Genomic DNA, 17,333 nt, shown 5'->3' with positions numbered 1-17,333 from the left:
GCGCGGTCCCCGGTGGGGACCCGCCGAACACCACCGGACCCGAACGTGATGGGGAGAGAATGTCGGCACAAGCGACAGGGCCTGAGACCCTGGGCTCGCTCAGCGACGAACCGGAGATCAACGATCCGAACAGCAAGCAGGCCAAGGAGATCTCCGGCAAGTCGCCGATGCAGATCGCACTCGGCCGCCTGCGGCGGGACAAGATCGCCATCACCTGCGCGGTCGTCGTCGTCTTCTTCCTGCTCGTGGCGATCTTCGCCGACCTGATCGCCAAGGCGTTCGGGGTCAGCCTCGACACCGTCACCGCGTGTGACGTCCTGGAGTGCAACTTCGCCGAGCCGGGCGTCGGCTACCCCAAGACGGGCCCGCCGTTCTACCCGTTCGACCCCGAGCACCCCTTCGGCCTCGCGCCGCGCACCGGCGCGGACAACCTGGCCCACTGGATCTACGGGTGCCGCACCTCGCTGATGATCGCCGGCGCGGCAACGCTGTTCGCCTCGGTGTTCGGCATCATCGTCGGCCTCGTCGCGGGCTTCACCGGTGGTGTCGTCGACAAGATCCTGTCGTTCATCACCGACTTCTTCCTGACGATCCCCTTCCTGCTCGCCGCGTTGACCATCTCGCCGATCATCATCGACCGGTTCGGCACCAGCGACAGCTACGAGACCATCCAGATCGCCTCCCTGATCCTCATCCTGTCGATGTTCGGCTGGATGACGGTGGCGCGACTGATCCGCGGCGAGGTGCTCTCCCTGCGTGAGCGCGAGTTCATCCACGCCGCCCGGGTGCTGGGCATGCCCACCCGGCGCATCCTGTTCAAGGAGCTCCTGCCCAACCTGACGGCGCCGATCGTCATCAGCATCTCGCTGATGCTGCCGGCGTTCGTGGCGGCCGAGGCCGGCCTGGCGTTCCTCGGCATCGGTGTCACGGGCAGCGCCTCGTGGGGCCAGACCATCGCCAACGCGGTGCCGTACTGGAGCAACTACCCCCTCTACCTCTGGGAGCCCCTGATCGGCGTCGTCGCCCTGGTGCTCGCGCTCAACCTCCTCGGCGACGCGGTCCGTGACGCGTTCGACCCGAAGACCCGCCGCTGAGGCGGAACTCCCACAGACGTCACCCGGGCGCTTCCGGTGTGCGAACAACAACGAAAGGCTGGACAATGAGACGGACCAAGGCGGCGGCAGCACTCGCCACCAGTGCCGCGCTCGTGACCCTCGCTGCCTGTGGTGGCGGCGGCGGGAACGACGACGAGAGCGGCAGCGGCAGCGGCAGCGAGGGTTTCCAGGATGCTTCGGAGACCATCGCCAAGGACCCGGAGCGCCAGGGCCCCGCGCCCGACGTCGAGGGCGCCTCGGCCGGCGGCACCATCACGGTGTACCTGCCGGACGACCCGGGCCCCGAGGACCTCGACCCGACCAACGGCTGGTCGGTGACGGGCAACTCGATCCAGCAGGCGCTCACGCACCGGTCGCTGACCCAGTACGCCCGTGACGACGAGTCCGGCGAGATGATCCTCGTCCCGGACCTCGCGACCGACCTCGGAAGCCCCAACGAGGACTTCACCGAGTGGACCTTCACCATCCGCGACGACGCGACGTGGGAGGACGGCAAGCCGATCACCGCCGAGGAGGTCGCCTGGGGCATCGAGCGCTCGCTCGACTCCGAGGCGTTCCCGTCGGGTCCCGGCACCGAGTACTCCACGCACTACTTCCTCGACGCCGACAAGTACAAGGGTCCCTACACCGACAAGGGCAAGGACTACAAGGGCATCACGTTCGACGAGGACGCTCGCACGGTCACCATCAAGATGTCCATGCCGTTCCCGGACATGGACTACTGGGGCGCCTTCATGGCGATGGGCCCGTCCCCGCTCGGCAAGGTCTCGGACCCGCCGGAGTACGGTCGCAGCCCGCTGTCGACCGGCCCCTACAAGGTCGAGTCGTTCCGCCCGAGCGAGGAGCTCGTCCTCGTCAAGAACGACGCCTGGGTGGCCGACTCCGACCCGGCCCGTCACCAGTACGCCGACAAGTGGATCTTCAAGTTCGCTGCTGACCCGACCCAGACCGACGAGCTGATGCTCAGCGGCAACACCGAGTCGCAGACGGCCCTCTCGGCCAGCGTCACCGCCGAGAACTACGCCAAGTTCAACCAGGACCTCGGCGACCGCCTCGTGCAGCAGTCGGCGCAGTGCACCAGCTTCTGGGCGCCCGACTACGAGAAGACCACGCCCGAGATCCGCAAGGCCCTCGCGTACGCCTACCCGTACGAGAGCGTGTGGCAGGCCTCCGGTGAGGTTCCCGGCGTGACCCGCGTCCCGGCGAACTCGGTCATGCCTCCCGGCATGGCGGGCAAGTCCGACTACCAGGTCGACGGTGAGCAGATCACCTACCAGCCCGAGAAGGCGAAGGAGATCCTGGCCGAGGCCGGCGAGGAGGGCTACGAGATCCACATGGCCTACAACACCGGCTCGCCGACCACCGAGGCTGCCCAGAAGCAGATCGAGAAGGGTCTCACCGACTCCGGCTTCAAGGTCACGTCCTACCCCGTGCCGATCGAGACCTCGCTCTACACGATCTGGACCGACCCGGACAACAAGATCAACAAGAAGCTCAACCTCCGCGGTGTCAACTGGTGCTCGGACTGGCCGTCCGGCTCCACGATGATCCCGGCTCTGCTCCGCACGGGCGCCACCTACAACACGGCGTTCTTCTCGGAGGACTCCATCGACTCCAAGATGGACGAGATCGGCACCATGGAGCTCGACGCGCAGCCCGACGCCTGGGGTGCCCTCGACGAGCAGATCGCGACCGAGTACTACCCGATCATCCCGACCGCGTTCCGCAACGACCTCTTCGCCTTCGGCGAGAAGATCGGGAACCCGACCGGTGACGGTGCCCTCGGCGCGCCCAACTACAAGGATCTCTTCGTCGCTCAGTGATCCTGGGATCGACTGACTGAACGTCTCGATCCTGCTCCACCTCGGTGTGGGGGCCCCGTGAACCGGGGCCCCCACACCACCGTGTGCCGGCCTTGCCGGCAGCTGCTCACAACCCCGGAGGGAAATCCTCGTGTTCGCCTATGTCGTCAAGCGCCTGCTCTCGGGCGTGGTCGTCCTGTTCCTCATCTCGATGAGCGTGTTCCTGCTCTTCTGGTACGGACCGTCCGAGCCCGCCCAGACGATCTGCGACAACGACACCAGCAACCGCTGCACACCCGCGCGGCTCGAGGTGTTCCGCGAGAACCTCGGCTTCAACAACCCGTGGTACGAGGAGTACGGCAAGTTCATGAAGGGTGTCGTGGCCGGCCGCGAGATCCAGTTCGGCAGCACCAAGAAGTTCGACTGCCCGGCCCCGTGCCTGGGCTACTCCTACCGGACCAAGGCCCCGGTGTTCGAGGAGATGAAGGACCGCATGCCCGCCACGTTCTCCGTGGCCATCGGCGGCGCGTTCCTCTACCTCACGCTCGGCATCCCCATCGGCGTCGCCGCGGCCCGAAGACGGGGGACAGTGGCCGACAAGGCGCTCGTGTCGAGCTTCCTGGTCATCTCCTCCATCCCCTACTACCTCTTCGCCCTGCTGACATGGTTGTTCCTCACCATCAGCTGGGAGATACCCCTGTTCTCCGAGACCGGGTACTTCCCGATCACGGAGAACCCAGCCAAGTGGTTCAGCGGCATGGCCCTCGCCTGGCTGGCACTGGGCGCCTTCGGGTGCACCTCCTACACCCGCTACTCCCGCGGGTCGATGGTCGAGGTGCTCAACGAGGACTACATCCGCACGGCGAAGGCCAAGGGCCTCAACGCCAACACCGTGGTCTACAAGCACGGGTTGCGCGCCGCGCTGGTGCCCGTCATCACGATCTTCGGAATCGACTTCGGCACCCTGCTCGCAGGTACGATCTTCACCGAGACGATCTTCGACATCGACGGCATCGGGTTGTGGAGCCTGCAGGCAGTCGCCCAGCGCGACCTGCCGGTGGTGTCGGCCACGGCCCTGTTCGCGGCCGCCGTCCTGATCATCTCCAACATCGTCGTCGACGTCATCTACAGCGTTCTCGATCCCCGAGTGAGGCTCTCTTGACCATCACGTCCCCCTCCTCCCAGTCGTCGTCCACCGACGTCGACGGGCCGTTCCTCCAGGTGGAGGACCTCACGGTGACGTTCCCGACCCAGGACGGGCCCGTCCAGGCCGTGAAGGGTCTGAGCTACTCCGTCGAGCTCGGCAAGACGCTCGGCATCGTCGGCGAGTCCGGCTCCGGCAAGTCGGTCTCGAGCATGGCCGTGATGGGACTGCACGATGCGAAGTCGAGCGAGATCAGCGGCTCGATCCGCGTCGGTGGCACCGAGGTCGTCGGGCTCGCCGAGAACCGCATGCGCAAGCTGCGCGGCAACTCGATGGCGATGATCTTCCAGGACGCCCTGGCTGCGCTGCACCCCTTCTACCGCGTCGGCGACCAGCTCGCCGAGGCCTACTCCATGCACCACCCCAAGGCGTCCAAGCGCGACGCGCGCCGCAAGGCGATCGAGATGCTCGACCGGGTCGGCATCCCGCAGCCCGACCGGCGGGTGGACGACTTCCCGCACCAGTTCTCCGGCGGCATGCGCCAGCGCGCGATGATCGCGATGGGCCTGATCAACGACCCGTCCCTGCTGATCGCCGACGAGCCGACCACGGCCCTCGACGTGACCGTGCAGGCGCAGATCCTCGACCTGCTCCAGGACCTGCAGCGCGAGTTCAACTCGGCCGTCATCATCATCACCCACGACCTCGGCGTCATCGCCGAGATGGCCGACGACGTGCTCGTCATGTACGCCGGTCGCTGCGTGGAGTTCGGCACGACCAAGGAGATCCTGACCCGCCCCGAGATGCCGTACTCCTGGGGGCTGCTGTCCAGCATCCCCGAGGTCGGTGCGTCGACGGACGCGCGGCTCATCCCGATCCCGGGCAACCCGCCCAGCCTGCTGAAGCCCCCGTCGGGCTGCTCGTTCCACCCGCGGTGCGCGCACCGTGACAAGGTGCCCGGCGACCTCTGCTTCACCGAGCTGCCCGAGCTGACGTCGGCCAGCAACCGTGCCGGCCACCTCAAGCGGTGCCACCTGCCCAACCCCGAGGAGATCTACCAGACGGAAGTGCTTCCGGAGATCGCCCCCGACCTCGCTGAGGAGACCCGATGAGCCAGGACCCCAACGCCAAGGTGGGGATCGACTCCAGTGAGATCGGCGCCAACGCGGCGGAGACGGGTGATCGCGACCTGTCCCACCACACCGACGTCGTGGACGACCACGAGGCCGTGCACGACCTCGACTTCCACGAGCTCGCGGAGCACGGGCACGTCGCCACCGAGCTCGACCCCGACGCCGAGCCGATCATCTCGGTCGACAACCTGAAGATGTACTTCCCCGTGAAGTCGTCCGGGCTCGTCCGCAGGACGGTCGGCCACGTCCAGGCCGTCGACGGTGTCTCCTTCGAGGTGCCTCGTGGCGGCTCGCTCGGTCTGGTCGGCGAGTCCGGTTGTGGCAAGTCCACGACCGGCCGGCTGATCACCCGGCTCTACAAGCCGACCGGCGGGTCGATGATGTTCGACGGCAAGGACCTCGCCAAGCTCTCCAACTCGGAGATGAGGCCGCTGCGCCGCGACGTGCAGATGATCTTCCAGGACCCCTACACCTCGCTCAACCCGCGCCACACGGTCGGGTCGATCGTCGGTGCGCCGCTCGCGGTGCACAACGTGGTGCCGAAGAACAAGATCCTGGGGAGGGTCCAGGAGCTGCTGGAGGTGGTGGGGCTCAACCCCGAGCACTACAACCGCTACCCCAACGAGTTCTCCGGCGGTCAGCGCCAGCGCATCGGCATCGCCCGCGCGCTGACGCTCAACCCCAAGCTCCTCGTCGCCGACGAGCCGGTCTCGGCGCTCGACGTCTCGATCCAGGCGCAGGTGGTCAACCTGCTCCAGGACCTGCAGCGTGAGTTCGACATCGCGTTCCTCTTCATCGCCCACGACCTCGCGGTGGTGCGCCACTTCTGTCCCGAGGTCGCGGTGATGTACCTCGGCAAGATCGTCGAGATCGGCGACCGCGACACCATCTACGGCCACGCCCACCACCCCTACACGCAGGCGCTGCTCTCCGCGGTGCCCGACGTGAAGCAGGCCGCCATCGGTGGCCGACGCGAGCGCATCCGTCTCGAGGGTGACGTCCCGAGCCCGATCAACCCGCCCTCGGGCTGCCGGTTCCGGACCCGTTGCCAGTTCGCCCAGGAGATCTGCGCCAAGGTCGAGCCCCCGCTGCTCCAGATCGGCAAGCGCCACAAGGTCGCCTGCCACTTCGCCGGCGAGCTGGGTGCCCACCCGGCCACGCCCGTGACCACCGACCTGCTCGCGGTCGACGAGCAGGGCACCCCGGTGCCCGGTGCCACGCCGACCAACGAGCAGCTCACGATCCCGGGCTACGAGAAGACCTGGTACGACCTGAAGACCAAGCAGACGACGGGGGTCTAGGCGCCGCACGGACGGCGTCGGGGGATACTCACCGGCGTGGACGGCTTGTTCGAGATACCGGGCGCGGGGCAACCCGCGCCCGGTTCGGTGTCCGGGCAGGTGCCGAGCGCCGGCTCGCTCGGTGCCAACACGCACGCGTCGGCGCCGCTTGCGGTGCGGATGCGGCCGCGCACCATCGACGAGCTCGTCGGGCAGCAGCAGCTGCGGGCCGCCGGCTCGCCCCTGCGCCGGCTGATCGAGGGCGACCAGTCGATGTCGCTGCTCCTGTGGGGACCGCCGGGCACCGGCAAGACGACGATCGCTGCGATCGTCAGCCAGCAGACACGGCGCCGCTTCGTCGAGGTGTCGGCCGTCGCTGCGGGCGTCAAGGAGGTCCGTGCCGCCATCGATGGCGCCCGGGCCGAGCTGGCGCGGGGCGGCCAGGAGACGGTGCTGTTCGTCGACGAGGTGCACCGCTTCACCAAGGCCCAGCAGGACGCGCTGCTGCCCGGCGTGGAGAACCGCTGGGTCACGCTGATCGCGGCGACCACGGAGAACCCGTTCTTCTCCGTGATCAGCCCGCTGCTGTCGCGCAGCCTGCTGCTGCGCCTGCAGTCCCTGACCGACGACGACGTCGCCGAGGTCATCGACCAGGCCCTCGCCGACGAGCGCGGTCTGGCCGGCAGCACCGGGCTCGACGACGACGCCCGCGCCCACCTCGTACGACTGGCCGGCGGCGACGCGCGGCGCGCCCTGACGTACCTGGAGGCCGCTGCTGGGGCCGCAGCCAGCAACGGCCTCGAGGCGATCGACCTGGCCACCGCCGAGACCGCCGTCGACCAGGCAGCGGTGCGCTACGACCGGCAGGGCGACCAGCACTACGACGTCATCTCCGCCTTCATCAAGTCCATCCGCGGCTCCGACCCCGACGCGGCGCTGCACTACCTCGCGCGGATGATCGAGGCGGGGGAGGACCCCAGGTTCATCGCCCGCCGGCTCGTCGTGCACGCCAGCGAGGACGTCGGCCTGGCCGACCCCACAGCGCTGCAGGCAGCGGTGGCCGCGGCGCAGGCCGTGCAGCTGATCGGCATGCCGGAGGCCCGCATCAACCTCGCGCAGGCCACCATCCACCTGGCCGTGGCCCCCAAGTCCAACGCCGTGATCAGCGCGATCGACGCGGCCATCGCCGACGTGAAGGCCGGGAAGATCGGGCAGGTGCCCGCCCACCTGCGAGACGCCCACTACGGCGGCGCCAAGGACCTCGGCCACGGCAAGGGCTACGCCTACCCGCACGACGAGCCCTTCGGCGTCGCGGAGCAGCAGTACCTCCCCGACGTGCTCGGCGACGCGAGCTACTACAAGCCGACGTCGCTCGGCGCGGAGGCCGGGGTGAAGGAGCGATGGGAGCGCGTACGCCGCATCGTCCGGGGGCGGTGACCCGGCTACGGTGACGGCATGCGTCTCGGGTTCCACGCCTCCCACGAGCAGGTCGCACCCTCTCGGCTGCTGAGCGACGTCCGGCACGCCGAGCGCGCCGGGTTCGAGATGGCCATGTGCTCGGACCACATCGCCCCGTGGAGCACGCGGCAGGGCCACTCCGGCTACGCCTGGAGCTGGCTGGGCGCAGCCCTCGCCACCACCGACCTCGACATCGGCTGCGTGTCCGCGCCGGGGCAGCGCTACCACCCGGCCGTCGTCGCCCAGAAGATCGCCACCCTGGCCGAGATGTTCCCGGGGCGCTTCTGGACCGCCCTCGGCAGCGGCGAGGCGAGCAACGAGCACATCACCGGCGACCGGTGGCCCTCCAAGGAGGAGCGCACGCGCCGCCTGGAGGAGTGCGTGGACGTCATCCGACGCCTGCTGGCCGGCATGGAGGTCACCCACGACGGCCTCGTCACCGTCGACCGCGCCCGCCTCTGGGACCTGCCGCAGGTGCAGCCCAAGCTGATCGGGCCCGCGGTGTCGGTCGCGTCCGCGGCTCGCGTGGCGGCGTGGGCCGACGGGCTCGTCACCATCAACCAGCCTGTCGACGTGCTGCGCGACCTCGTCGCGGCCTACCGTGACGCGGGCGGTGGAGGACCGCTGTCGCTACAGGTGCACCTGTCGTGGGCGCCGACGCGGGACGAGGCGGAGGCGATCGCGCTCGACCAGTGGCGCACCAACGTCTTCACCGAGCCCGTCAGCTGGGACACCGAGACCCCCGAGGCGTTCGACGTGATGGCCGAGCACGTCGACATCGATGGCGTACGCCGCTCGGTGGAGGTGTCGGAGGACCTCGGGTGGCACCGCGACCGGATCGCCGAGCTCGCGTCGGTCGGCTTCGACGACGTCTACCTGCACTTCGTGGGACAGGAGCAGGAGGGCTTCATCGACGCGTTCGGCGAGCACGTGCTGCCGGCCCTGAGGGGCTGACGCCGACGCGTGGGGTCTGCTTGTGTGTCTGACGTGCGAGTGACGGACACGAGCGACCTGTGGTGGAAGAGCGCGGTGATCTACTGCCTCGACGTCGAGACCTTCTACGACGCCGACGGCGACGGCGCGGGCGACCTGGAGGGCCTGGCCCAGCGCATCGACTACCTCGCCGAGCTGGGCATCACCTGCCTGTGGCTGATGCCGTTCTACCCGAGCCCCGACCGCGACGACGGCTACGACCTGACCGACTTCTACGGCGTCGACGCCCGGCTGGGCAACCACGGCCAGCTCGTCGAGGTGATCCGCACGGCGCACGACCGCGGCATCAACGTCATCGCCGACCTGGTCGTCAACCACACCTCGGACCGGCACCCCTGGTTCCAGGCCGCGCGGCGCAGCACGTCCAACCGCTACCGGGACCACTACGTCTGGCGGGACACCAAGCCGCCGGACACGTCGAAGCTGGTGGTCTTCCCCGACCGGGAGGACTCGATCTGGGAGCTCGACGACCGCACGGGTGAGTGGTACCTCCACAACTTCTACAAGCACCAGCCCGACCTCAACCTCGCCAACCCGGAGGTGGTCGACGAGATCCTCAGGGTCGTCGGGTTCTGGCTGCAGCTCGGGTTCGACGGATTCCGGGTGGACGGCATCCCGTTCCTGGAGCAGAACGCCGCGAACATCGGCGACCCTGCGCTGGTCGTCGACCCACACGAGCTGATGCGGACCCTCCGCAGCTTCCTCAACCGGCGCGCCGGGCACGCGATGATGCTCGGCGAGGTCAACCTGCCGCACCCCCAGCAGCTGGAGTTCTTCGGCGGCGAGTCGGCCGACCAGCTGCACATGCAGTTCGACTTCATCGGCATGCAGGCGACCTACCTCGCGCTGGCCCGCGAGGACGCCGGGCCGATCGTCAGGGCGCTCGAAGAGCGGCCGGACATCGACGCGACCTGCCAGTGGGCGACGTTCGTGCGCAACCACGACGAGCTCACGCTCGACAAGCTCACCGACGCCGAGCGCCAAGAGGTGTTCGCGGCCTTCGGTCCGCAACCGGAGATGCAGCTCTACGACCGCGGCCTCAAGCGTCGGCTCCCCACCATGCTCGGCGGTGACCCGCGCCGCATCCGGATGGCCTACAGCCTGATGTTCTCCCTGCCGGGCACTCCCACGCTCTACTACGGCGAGGAGATCGGGATGGGGGAGGACCTCGAGGCGGAGGGGCGCATGGCCGTGCGCACGCCCATGCAGTGGAGCGCCGGTCGCAACGGGGGCTTCTCCACCGCTGCCCCGTCGCGGCTTGTGCAGAGGGTCGTGCCGGGCGCCTGCGGGCCCGAGCACGTCAACGTCGTCTCGCAGGTGCACGATCCCGGGTCGCTGTGGAGCTTCATGCGCAAGCTGATCAGCATCCGGCGCACCTGCCCCGAGCTGGGGTGGGGCACCTGGAACGTGGTCGCGCAGCCGGACCCCCACGTGCTGGTGCAGCGGTGCCAGCTCGACGGCACGGCCGTCGTGACCGTGCACAACCTCGGCGCCGGACCCGTCAGCGTCGACGTACCGGTCGACCCGCATGACGAGGGCCTCGAGGCAGTGGACCTGATGGCCGAGGAGCTGGTCACCAGTCAGGCGACCACGCGGGTCACCCTGGAGGGCTACGGCTTCCGCTGGCTGCGGGTGCGCCCGTCGGGCGACCTCGCCATCCCCTGAGCCGCTGGGAGGCTTGTAGGCTCGGCGCCGTGACTTCGGAGCAGGTGGGGCTGGCAGCAGCGGGCGCGGTGGCGCTCGTCGCGCTCGTCGTCGCCCTGCTGGCGCTCCGCCGGGCTCGTCGCGCGGAGGCCCTCGCGGCCTCGCTCGCCGAGCGCCCCGTCGTACCCGTGACGCCGGCGGCCCAGGTGCCGCCGGTCCCGGAGAGCGACACGACGGCCTTCGTGATCACCCAGGTGGGCAGCCAGGCGCTGGACGACGCGCCCGCTTCCGACCCGGCGCCGGTGGCCCGCCCCATCGACGGCCGCCTCTTCACCGACATCGTGGCCCGCGAGACCGTGGTGAAGGCCGCTGGTCTGACCTACGGCCTGCGCCGGGCGCTGTCGCCCGAGACCCGCAACCGGATCCGCTTCGAGGTCCGGCAGGAGACCCGCCGGGCGGGACGCGAGCGGCGCGCCGAGATGAAGCAGGCCCTGCGCGAGTTCCGGGCCCGCGAGCGGGCCGCCACGCGTGACGGCGCGCCGGGGTCGCTCGGGGAGGACGTCGCCTGATGGGACGCCCTCTCTGGTTCGTCGCCGGGGCGGGGGTCGGGGTCTACGCCGCTGCCCGCGCCCGCCGTGTCGCCGAGTCCCTCACCGCTGACGGCCTACGCGACCGGGTGCGCGGCTGGCAGGTCGGTGCCCGGATCTTCGCCGAGGAGGTCCAGCAGGGGCGGGCCGAGCGCGAAACCGAGTTGCGCGAGCAGCTGGGCCTGCGGCCCCATGGCACCGGGACACCAGAGCTGATGACGAGGCAGGACGAGCCGAACGAGATGGAGAACGAGAACTGATGGACACCGCCGAGATCCGCCGCCGCTTCCTCGCGCACTTCGAGGCCGCCGGACACGCCGTGGTGCCCTCCGCCTCGCTGCTCGCCGACGACCCGAACCTGCTGTTCGTCCCGGCCGGCATGGTGCCGTTCAAGCCCTACTTCCTGGGCCAGGAGACGCCGCCCTTCGACCGGGCCACGAGCATCCAGAAGTGCGTGCGGACGCCCGACATCGAGGACGTCGGCAAGACCACGCGCCACGGCACGTTCTTCGAGATGTGCGGCAACTTCTCCTTCGGCGACTACTTCAAGCGCGGCGCCATCGAGCTGGCCTGGGACCTCATCACCAAGCCCGTCGAGGACGGCGGCTACGGCCTCGAGAAGGACCGGCTCTACCCGTCGGTGATGGTCGGTGACGAGGAGGCCATCGGCCACTGGATGGAGGTCACCGGGCTGCCGCGCGAGCGGATCGTCCAGCTCGGCCCCAAGGAGAACTACTGGTCGATGGGCGTCCCCGGACCCGGCGGCCCGTGCTCGGAGATCCTCTACGACCGTGGACCGGAGTGGGGCCCGGACTTCGACGTGGCCACGCTCGGCCCCGACATGCCCGTCGAGCTCGAGGACCGCCTGCTCGAGATCTGGAACCTCGTCTTCATGCAGGACGAGCTCAGCGCCGTCCGCTCGAAGTCGGACTTCGACATCTCCGGCTCCCTGCCGAAGAAGAACATCGACACCGGCATGGGCCTCGACCGGGTCGCGTTCCTGCTGCAGGGCAAGCAGAACATGTACGAGATCGACGTGGTCTACCCCGTCATCCAGAGGGCCGAGGAGCTCACCGGGAAGCGCTACGGCGCCGACCACGACGACGACGTCCGGTTCCGCGTGGTCGCCGACCACGTCCGTTCGTCGATGATGCTCATCGGCGACGGCGTCACGCCCGGCAACGACGGCCGCGGCTACGTCCTGCGCAGGCTGCTGCGCCGCGCCGTCCGCTCCATGCGCCTGCTCGGCTGCGAGGACCGGGTGCTGCCCGAGCTGATGCCGATCTCCCGCGACAAGATGGGGGAGACCTACGACAACCTCCTCACCGACTGGCCGCGCATCTCGCAGGTCGCCTACGCCGAGGAGGACGCGTTCCGCAAGACGCTCCAGGCCGGCACGCAGATCTTCGACCAGGCCGCGACCGAGGTGAAGGGCACCGGCGGCACGACGCTGTCCGGCGAGCGCGCCTTCGCGCTCCACGACACCTACGGCTTCCCCATCGACCTCACGCTCGAGATGGCGGCCGAGCAGGGCCTCACCGTCGACGAGCAGGGCTTCCGCGGCCTGATGGCCGAGCAGCGCGAGCGTGCCAAGGCCGACGCCCGCGCCAAGAAGGGCGCCCACGGCGACACGGCCGCCTACCGCGGTGTCTTCGACGAGTTCGGCCCCACCGAGTGGCTGGCCTACGAGACGCTCGAGACCGAGTCGAAGCCCCTGGCGCTGCTCAGCGGCGGCACGCCCGTGTCGCGCCTCGCCGAGGGCGAGGTCGGTGAGCTGGTGCTCGACCGCACCCCGTTCTACGCCGAGTCGGGCGGACAGGTCGCCGACGCCGGCACGATCGTCTTCGACGGTGGCCGCCTCGAGGTGCTCGACGTCCAGCGCCCGATCAAGGGCCTGGTCGTCCACCAGGTGCGCGTGCTCGAGGGCGAGCTCGACCCCGGCCGCGAGGTGCATGCCCGCGTCGACCCGGAGTGGCGCACCGGCGCGCGGCAGGCGCACTCCGGCACCCACGTCGTGCACGCCGCCCTGCGGGAGGTGCTCGGCCCGACCGCCCTGCAGTCCGGCTCCTACAACCGCCCCGGCTACCTCCGCCTCGACTTCGGCTGGACCCAGGCGCTGAGCCCGGAGCAGGTCCGCGACATCGAGCTGGTCTCGCAGCAGGCGCTGCGCGCCGACCTGCCCGTGTCGTGGGACTACATGACGCTCGAGCAGGCCAAGGAGTGGGGCGCGATCGCGCTCTTCGGCGAGACCTACGACAACACCAAGGTCCGTGTCGTCGAGATCGGCGGGCCCTGGTCCCGTGAGCTCTGCGGTGGCACCCACGTCGACCACGCCTCGCAGATCGGCACCGTCGTGGTGACCGGGGAGACCAGCGTCGGGTCGGGCAACCGCCGCATCGAGGCGCTCACGGGTGTCGAGGGCTTCGGCTACCTCGCCCGCGAGCGCGACGTCGTCGCCCAGCTCACCGGCCTCCTCAAGACCCAGCCGGACGACCTGGTCGGGCGCGTGCAGGGCCTCACCGAGCGCCTCAAGGTGGCCGAGAAGGAGCTCGAGAAGGCCCGTCTCGCCCAGCTGCTCGGCGCCAGCGCCGACCTCGCGGCCGGAGCGGCGCAGGTCGGCCCGGTCAAGGTCGTGGCCCACCGTGCCGACGGCGCCGGCGGGGGCGACGTACGCAACCTGGCGATGGACGTGCGCGGCCGGCTGCCGCAGGGCGAGCCCGGCGTCGTGGTCATCATCGGACAGGCGGACGGCAAGGTCTCGGTCGTGGCGGCCACCAACGACGAGGCGCGCGCCCGCGGGCTGTCCGCCGGCGAGCTGGTCCGCACCGTGGGGCCCCTCCTCGGCGGCAAGGGCGGCGGCAAGGACGACGTCGCCCAGGGTGGCGGCACCGACGCCTCGCGCATCGACGAGGCGCTCACCCTGGTGACCCGGGAGGTCGCGGCGAAGGTGCAGGGCTGAGGATGCGGACAGGGGTGCGGCTCGGCGTCGACCCGGGTGACGCCCGGATCGGCGTCGCGAGCAGCGACCCCTCCGGCTTTCTCGCGACCCCCGTGGAGACGGTGCGCAGCGGCAAGGGCGACGTACGTCGTCTCGCGCAGCTCGTCGCCGAGCTCGAGGCGGTCGAGGTCGTGGTCGGGCTGCCGCGCTCCCTCAACGGGTCGGAGGGACCGGCCGCGGAGAAGGCACGTGCGCTCGCGGGCCGGTTGGCCCGCCGAGTTGCGCCCGTGCCTGTCAGGCTGTGTGATGAACGACTGACCACGGTGTCAGCCGAGTCGATCCTGCGCGAGCAGGGCCGACGGGGGGCCAAGCGACGCGCCGTGGTCGACCAGGCAGCAGCCGTGCTGATCCTGCAGACTGCGCTGGACACGGAGCGGTCGAGTGGACACGCACCGGGAGAGATCGTCGAGGTGACGGAGACAGATGAGTGAGCACGAGACCCGTCCGGACGACGCTGTGCGTGCGGACGAGCCCGAGGAGCTCGAGGACTACGAGTACGTCCCGGGCGGCAAGCGCCGCAAGGGACGTGGCCTCAAGGGCTGCCTCGCGGTGCTGGTCGCGCTCGCGGTGCTCCTCGGCGGGTTCTACGTCGCGCTGACCCAGGGCGTCTCGTGGGTCGCCGACCAGTTCCAGGGTCCCGACGACTACCCGGGCCCGGGCAAGGGCTCGGTGGAGTTCACCGTCAACGAGGGCGACACGACCGCCCAGATCGGCCGCAACCTCAAGGCCGACGGCGTCACGAAGTCGGTCCAGGCGTTCATCGACGCCGCCGCCGGCGAGCCCGACGCCGCAGGCATCCAGGTCGGTGCCTACGAGCTCCAGAAGGAGATGAAGGCCTCCGACGCCCTCGAGGTGCTCGTCGACCCCGACAACCTCATCGGCTTCCCGACCGTCACGATCCCCGAGGGCCTCCGGCTCACCGAGATCGTCTCGACGCTCGCGGAGAACACCGACTTCCCCGAGCAGGCGTGGAACCGCGCGCTGCAGCAGACCGACCGCATCGGGCTGCCCGACTACGCCGGGGGCAACGCCGAGGGCTACCTGTTCCCGGCCACCTACGAGATCAAGCCGGGCATGAAGCCGGTCCGCATCGTCAAGATGATGGTCGACCGCTGGCGCGAGGCTGCCGAGGCCGCCGACCTCGAGGCCAAGGCCGCCGAGCTCGGGCACACTCCCGGCGAGCTGATGATCATCGCCTCGCTCATCGAGGCCGAGGGCCGCGGTGACGACATGCCCAAGATCTCCCGCGTGATCTACAACCGCCTGGACGGGCCCGGCGACAAGGGCGGCACCAACGGCACGCTCGGCATCGACGCCTCGATCGCCTACGGCCTCGGGCTCTCGCCCGGATCGACCGAGCTGACGCCGGAGCAGCTGGCCGAGGACACGCCCTACAACACCCGCATCAACGCCGGGCTCCCGCCGACGCCGATCGAGGCGCCGGGTGACGACGCCATCGCCGCCGCGGCCAACCCCGCCGACGGCGACTGGTACTACTACGTCACGGTCGACCTCGCCACGGGCGAGACCAAGTTCTACGAGGACTACGACGGCTTCCTCGAGGGACGCGACGAGTACAAGGCCTACTGCGAGACCTCTGACCGGTGCTGACCCGGCGCTGCGGCGTGCTGGGCGACCCGATCGCCCACTCGCTGTCACCGGCGCTGCACCGGGCGGCCTACGCCGACCTGGGTCTGGACTGGAGCTACGACGCCCGCCGGGTCGCCTCCGGTGGGCTCGGGGAGTTCCTGTCCGGGCTCGGCGCGGAGTGGCGGGGGCTGTCGCTGACCATGCCCCTCAAGCGCGAGGTGCTCCCGCTGCTCACCCGGCTCACCGACCGGGCGCGCCTGGCGGGCGCGGTCAACACCGTGGTGCTCGAGGACGACGGCACCCGCGTCGGTGACAACACCGACCTGCCCGGCGCGGTCGCGGCCGTCCGTGAGCGCACGTCGGCCCCGCTGGCGGCAGCGACGATCCTCGGTGGCGGCGCCACGGCCACCTCGGTGGGGCTCGCGCTCGCCGACCTCGGCGTGCGCACCGTCACCGTGGCCGTGCGGGACGAGGCCCGGGCGGCCGAGACCCTCACGGCCCTGCGCGCCCACCCCGCCGCGCCCGAGGTCGTCGTGTCGTCGCTGGGCTCGGCGCCCGGCCGTGGCGTCGACATCGTCGTGTCCACCGTCCCGGCGTCGGCGCAGACCCCCGAGCTGGTCGCGCGGTGCGCGGACGTGCCGGTCGTCTTCGACGTCCTGTACGACCCGTGGCCGACGCCGCTCGTCACCTCGGCTGCCGGGCGCACCGTCATCGGCGGGCTGGACCTCCTGGTTCACCAGGCCGTGCTGCAGGTCGAGCTGTTCACCGGGCGGACGGTCGCGGTCGACGTCCTGCGAGATGCGGGCGAACGCGCCCTCGCGGCGCGCAGTGCCGGTTGAATGACCCCGTGACCGACACCGTCCTCGCCGCGCTCGTGGCTGCCCTCGTCGCCGGCCTGGGCGGTCTGCTGGTCCCGCAGCTGATCGCCCGCGTGCCGGAGCCTGCGGCGAAGCAGACGGGTGCGGACGACGTCCCTGCCGACGAGCCGCCCAAGATGCTCTACGCCGACATCGCCGCGCGCCCCGGGCTGCGGTGGCGGAGCGCGGCGCTCGCAGCGGCTGCGGCCGCCCTCGTGGGCGCCGCCACCGGCCTGGACTGGCCGCTGCTGTGGCTGGTGCCGCTCACCCCGGTCGCGGTCGCCCTGTCGACCATCGACTGGCACACCCGCCTGCTGCCTCGCGTGGTCGTCGTACCCGTCACCCTCGCCGCAACCGCGGTGGTGACGGTGGTGGGGCTCGCGACAGGGGAGCGGGAGGCACTGGTGCGCGCGCTGGTCGCGATGGTGCTCGCCCGGTCGTTCTTCTGGGTGCTGTGGTTCGTGCGGTCGGCCGGCATGGGCTTCGGCGACGTCCGGCTGGCCGCGCCCGTCGGGCTGGTGCTCGGCTGGACCGGCTGGGGCGCGCTGGCGATCGGCCTCTGGGCGAGCTTCCTGCTCTTCGTCCTGCCGGCCCTGGGGGTGCTGCTGGCCCGCCGCGACCGCAGCCTGCTGAAGAAGTCGTTCCCCTTCGGTCCGTTCATGGTCGGCGGCGCGCTGGTGGGTCTCGTCTGGGGGACTGCGCTCGCTGCGCGCATGTGGGGCTGAGAGACTT

The 17,333-nt window shown here is 70.3% G+C and carries 15 protein-coding genes; all 15 read left to right on the top strand.

Going from position 1 to position 17,333, the window contains the following annotated elements; all coding sequences use genetic code 11:
• Positions 1-59 precede the first annotated feature (59 nt).
• The 15 genes from AC3A3L_RS17750 (at position 60) to AC3A3L_RS17680 (ending at position 17,326) form a co-directional block, all read left to right on the top strand.
• Entirely contained in the window at positions 60-1,094 is a 1,035-nt protein-coding gene (locus AC3A3L_RS17750; protein WP_487641369.1) for an ABC transporter permease, read from the top strand.
• A gap of 65 nt (positions 1,095-1,159) precedes the next feature.
• Positions 1,160-2,938 (top strand): ABC transporter substrate-binding protein, encoded by a 1,779-nt coding sequence (locus tag AC3A3L_RS17745; protein ID WP_487641368.1) that lies wholly within the window; start codon positions 1,160-1,162, stop codon positions 2,936-2,938.
• A 130-nt stretch (positions 2,939-3,068) separates the two neighbouring features.
• Complete coding sequence (locus AC3A3L_RS17740; protein WP_487641367.1) at positions 3,069-4,079, top strand: ABC transporter permease; 1,011 nt, start codon at positions 3,069-3,071, stop codon at positions 4,077-4,079.
• Positions 4,080-4,081: 2 nt separating this feature from the next.
• On the top strand, positions 4,082-5,173 hold the full coding sequence (locus AC3A3L_RS17735; protein ID WP_487641691.1) for an ABC transporter ATP-binding protein: 1,092 nt from the start codon (positions 4,082-4,084) through the stop codon (positions 5,171-5,173).
• On the top strand, positions 5,170-6,495 hold the full coding sequence (locus AC3A3L_RS17730) for an ABC transporter ATP-binding protein (RefSeq protein ID WP_487641366.1): 1,326 nt from the start codon (positions 5,170-5,172) through the stop codon (positions 6,493-6,495). Before AC3A3L_RS17735 ends, AC3A3L_RS17730 begins: the two co-directional genes overlap by 4 nt.
• Positions 6,496-6,531: 36 nt before the next feature.
• A complete protein-coding gene (locus tag AC3A3L_RS17725; protein WP_487641365.1) occupies positions 6,532-7,911 on the top strand; it encodes a replication-associated recombination protein A in 1,380 nt (459 codons plus the stop codon).
• Between the two features lie 18 nt (positions 7,912-7,929).
• The gene (locus tag AC3A3L_RS17720; RefSeq protein WP_487641364.1) at positions 7,930-8,886 is read left to right on the top strand and encodes a TIGR03885 family FMN-dependent LLM class oxidoreductase; all 957 of its coding nucleotides are present in this window, start codon (positions 7,930-7,932) and stop codon (positions 8,884-8,886) included.
• Between the two features lie 33 nt (positions 8,887-8,919).
• Positions 8,920-10,590 (top strand): alpha-amylase family protein, encoded by a 1,671-nt coding sequence (locus AC3A3L_RS17715; RefSeq protein WP_487641363.1) that lies wholly within the window; start codon positions 8,920-8,922, stop codon positions 10,588-10,590.
• Positions 10,591-10,619: 29 nt separating this feature from the next.
• A complete protein-coding gene (locus AC3A3L_RS17710; protein WP_487641362.1) occupies positions 10,620-11,138 on the top strand; it encodes a hypothetical protein in 519 nt (172 codons plus the stop codon).
• A complete protein-coding gene (locus AC3A3L_RS17705; RefSeq protein WP_487641361.1) occupies positions 11,138-11,416 on the top strand; it encodes a DUF6167 family protein in 279 nt (92 codons plus the stop codon). The genes AC3A3L_RS17710 and AC3A3L_RS17705 overlap by 1 nt, the downstream gene beginning before the upstream one ends.
• On the top strand, positions 11,416-14,115 hold the full coding sequence (alaS, locus tag AC3A3L_RS17700) for an alanine--tRNA ligase (protein WP_487641360.1): 2,700 nt from the start codon (positions 11,416-11,418) through the stop codon (positions 14,113-14,115). Before AC3A3L_RS17705 ends, alaS begins: the two co-directional genes overlap by 1 nt.
• A gap of 2 nt (positions 14,116-14,117) precedes the next feature.
• The gene (gene ruvX / locus AC3A3L_RS17695; protein ID WP_487641359.1) at positions 14,118-14,585 is read left to right on the top strand and encodes a Holliday junction resolvase RuvX; all 468 of its coding nucleotides are present in this window, start codon (positions 14,118-14,120) and stop codon (positions 14,583-14,585) included.
• On the top strand, positions 14,578-15,765 hold the full coding sequence (gene mltG / locus AC3A3L_RS17690; RefSeq protein ID WP_487641358.1) for an endolytic transglycosylase MltG: 1,188 nt from the start codon (positions 14,578-14,580) through the stop codon (positions 15,763-15,765). Before ruvX ends, mltG begins: the two co-directional genes overlap by 8 nt.
• The gene (locus tag AC3A3L_RS17685; protein ID WP_487641357.1) at positions 15,759-16,583 is read left to right on the top strand and encodes a shikimate dehydrogenase; all 825 of its coding nucleotides are present in this window, start codon (positions 15,759-15,761) and stop codon (positions 16,581-16,583) included. Before mltG ends, AC3A3L_RS17685 begins: the two co-directional genes overlap by 7 nt.
• 8 nt (positions 16,584-16,591) lie before the next feature.
• Positions 16,592-17,326 (top strand): prepilin peptidase, encoded by a 735-nt coding sequence (locus AC3A3L_RS17680; protein ID WP_487641356.1) that lies wholly within the window; start codon positions 16,592-16,594, stop codon positions 17,324-17,326.
• Positions 17,327-17,333: the final 7 nt, after the last annotated feature.

It is taken from the genome of Nocardioides sp. Soil_C_8 (genome assembly GCF_057656315.1).
Note: the sequence above shows the minus strand (reverse complement) of the source record. Positions and strands in the feature narration are given on the sequence as shown.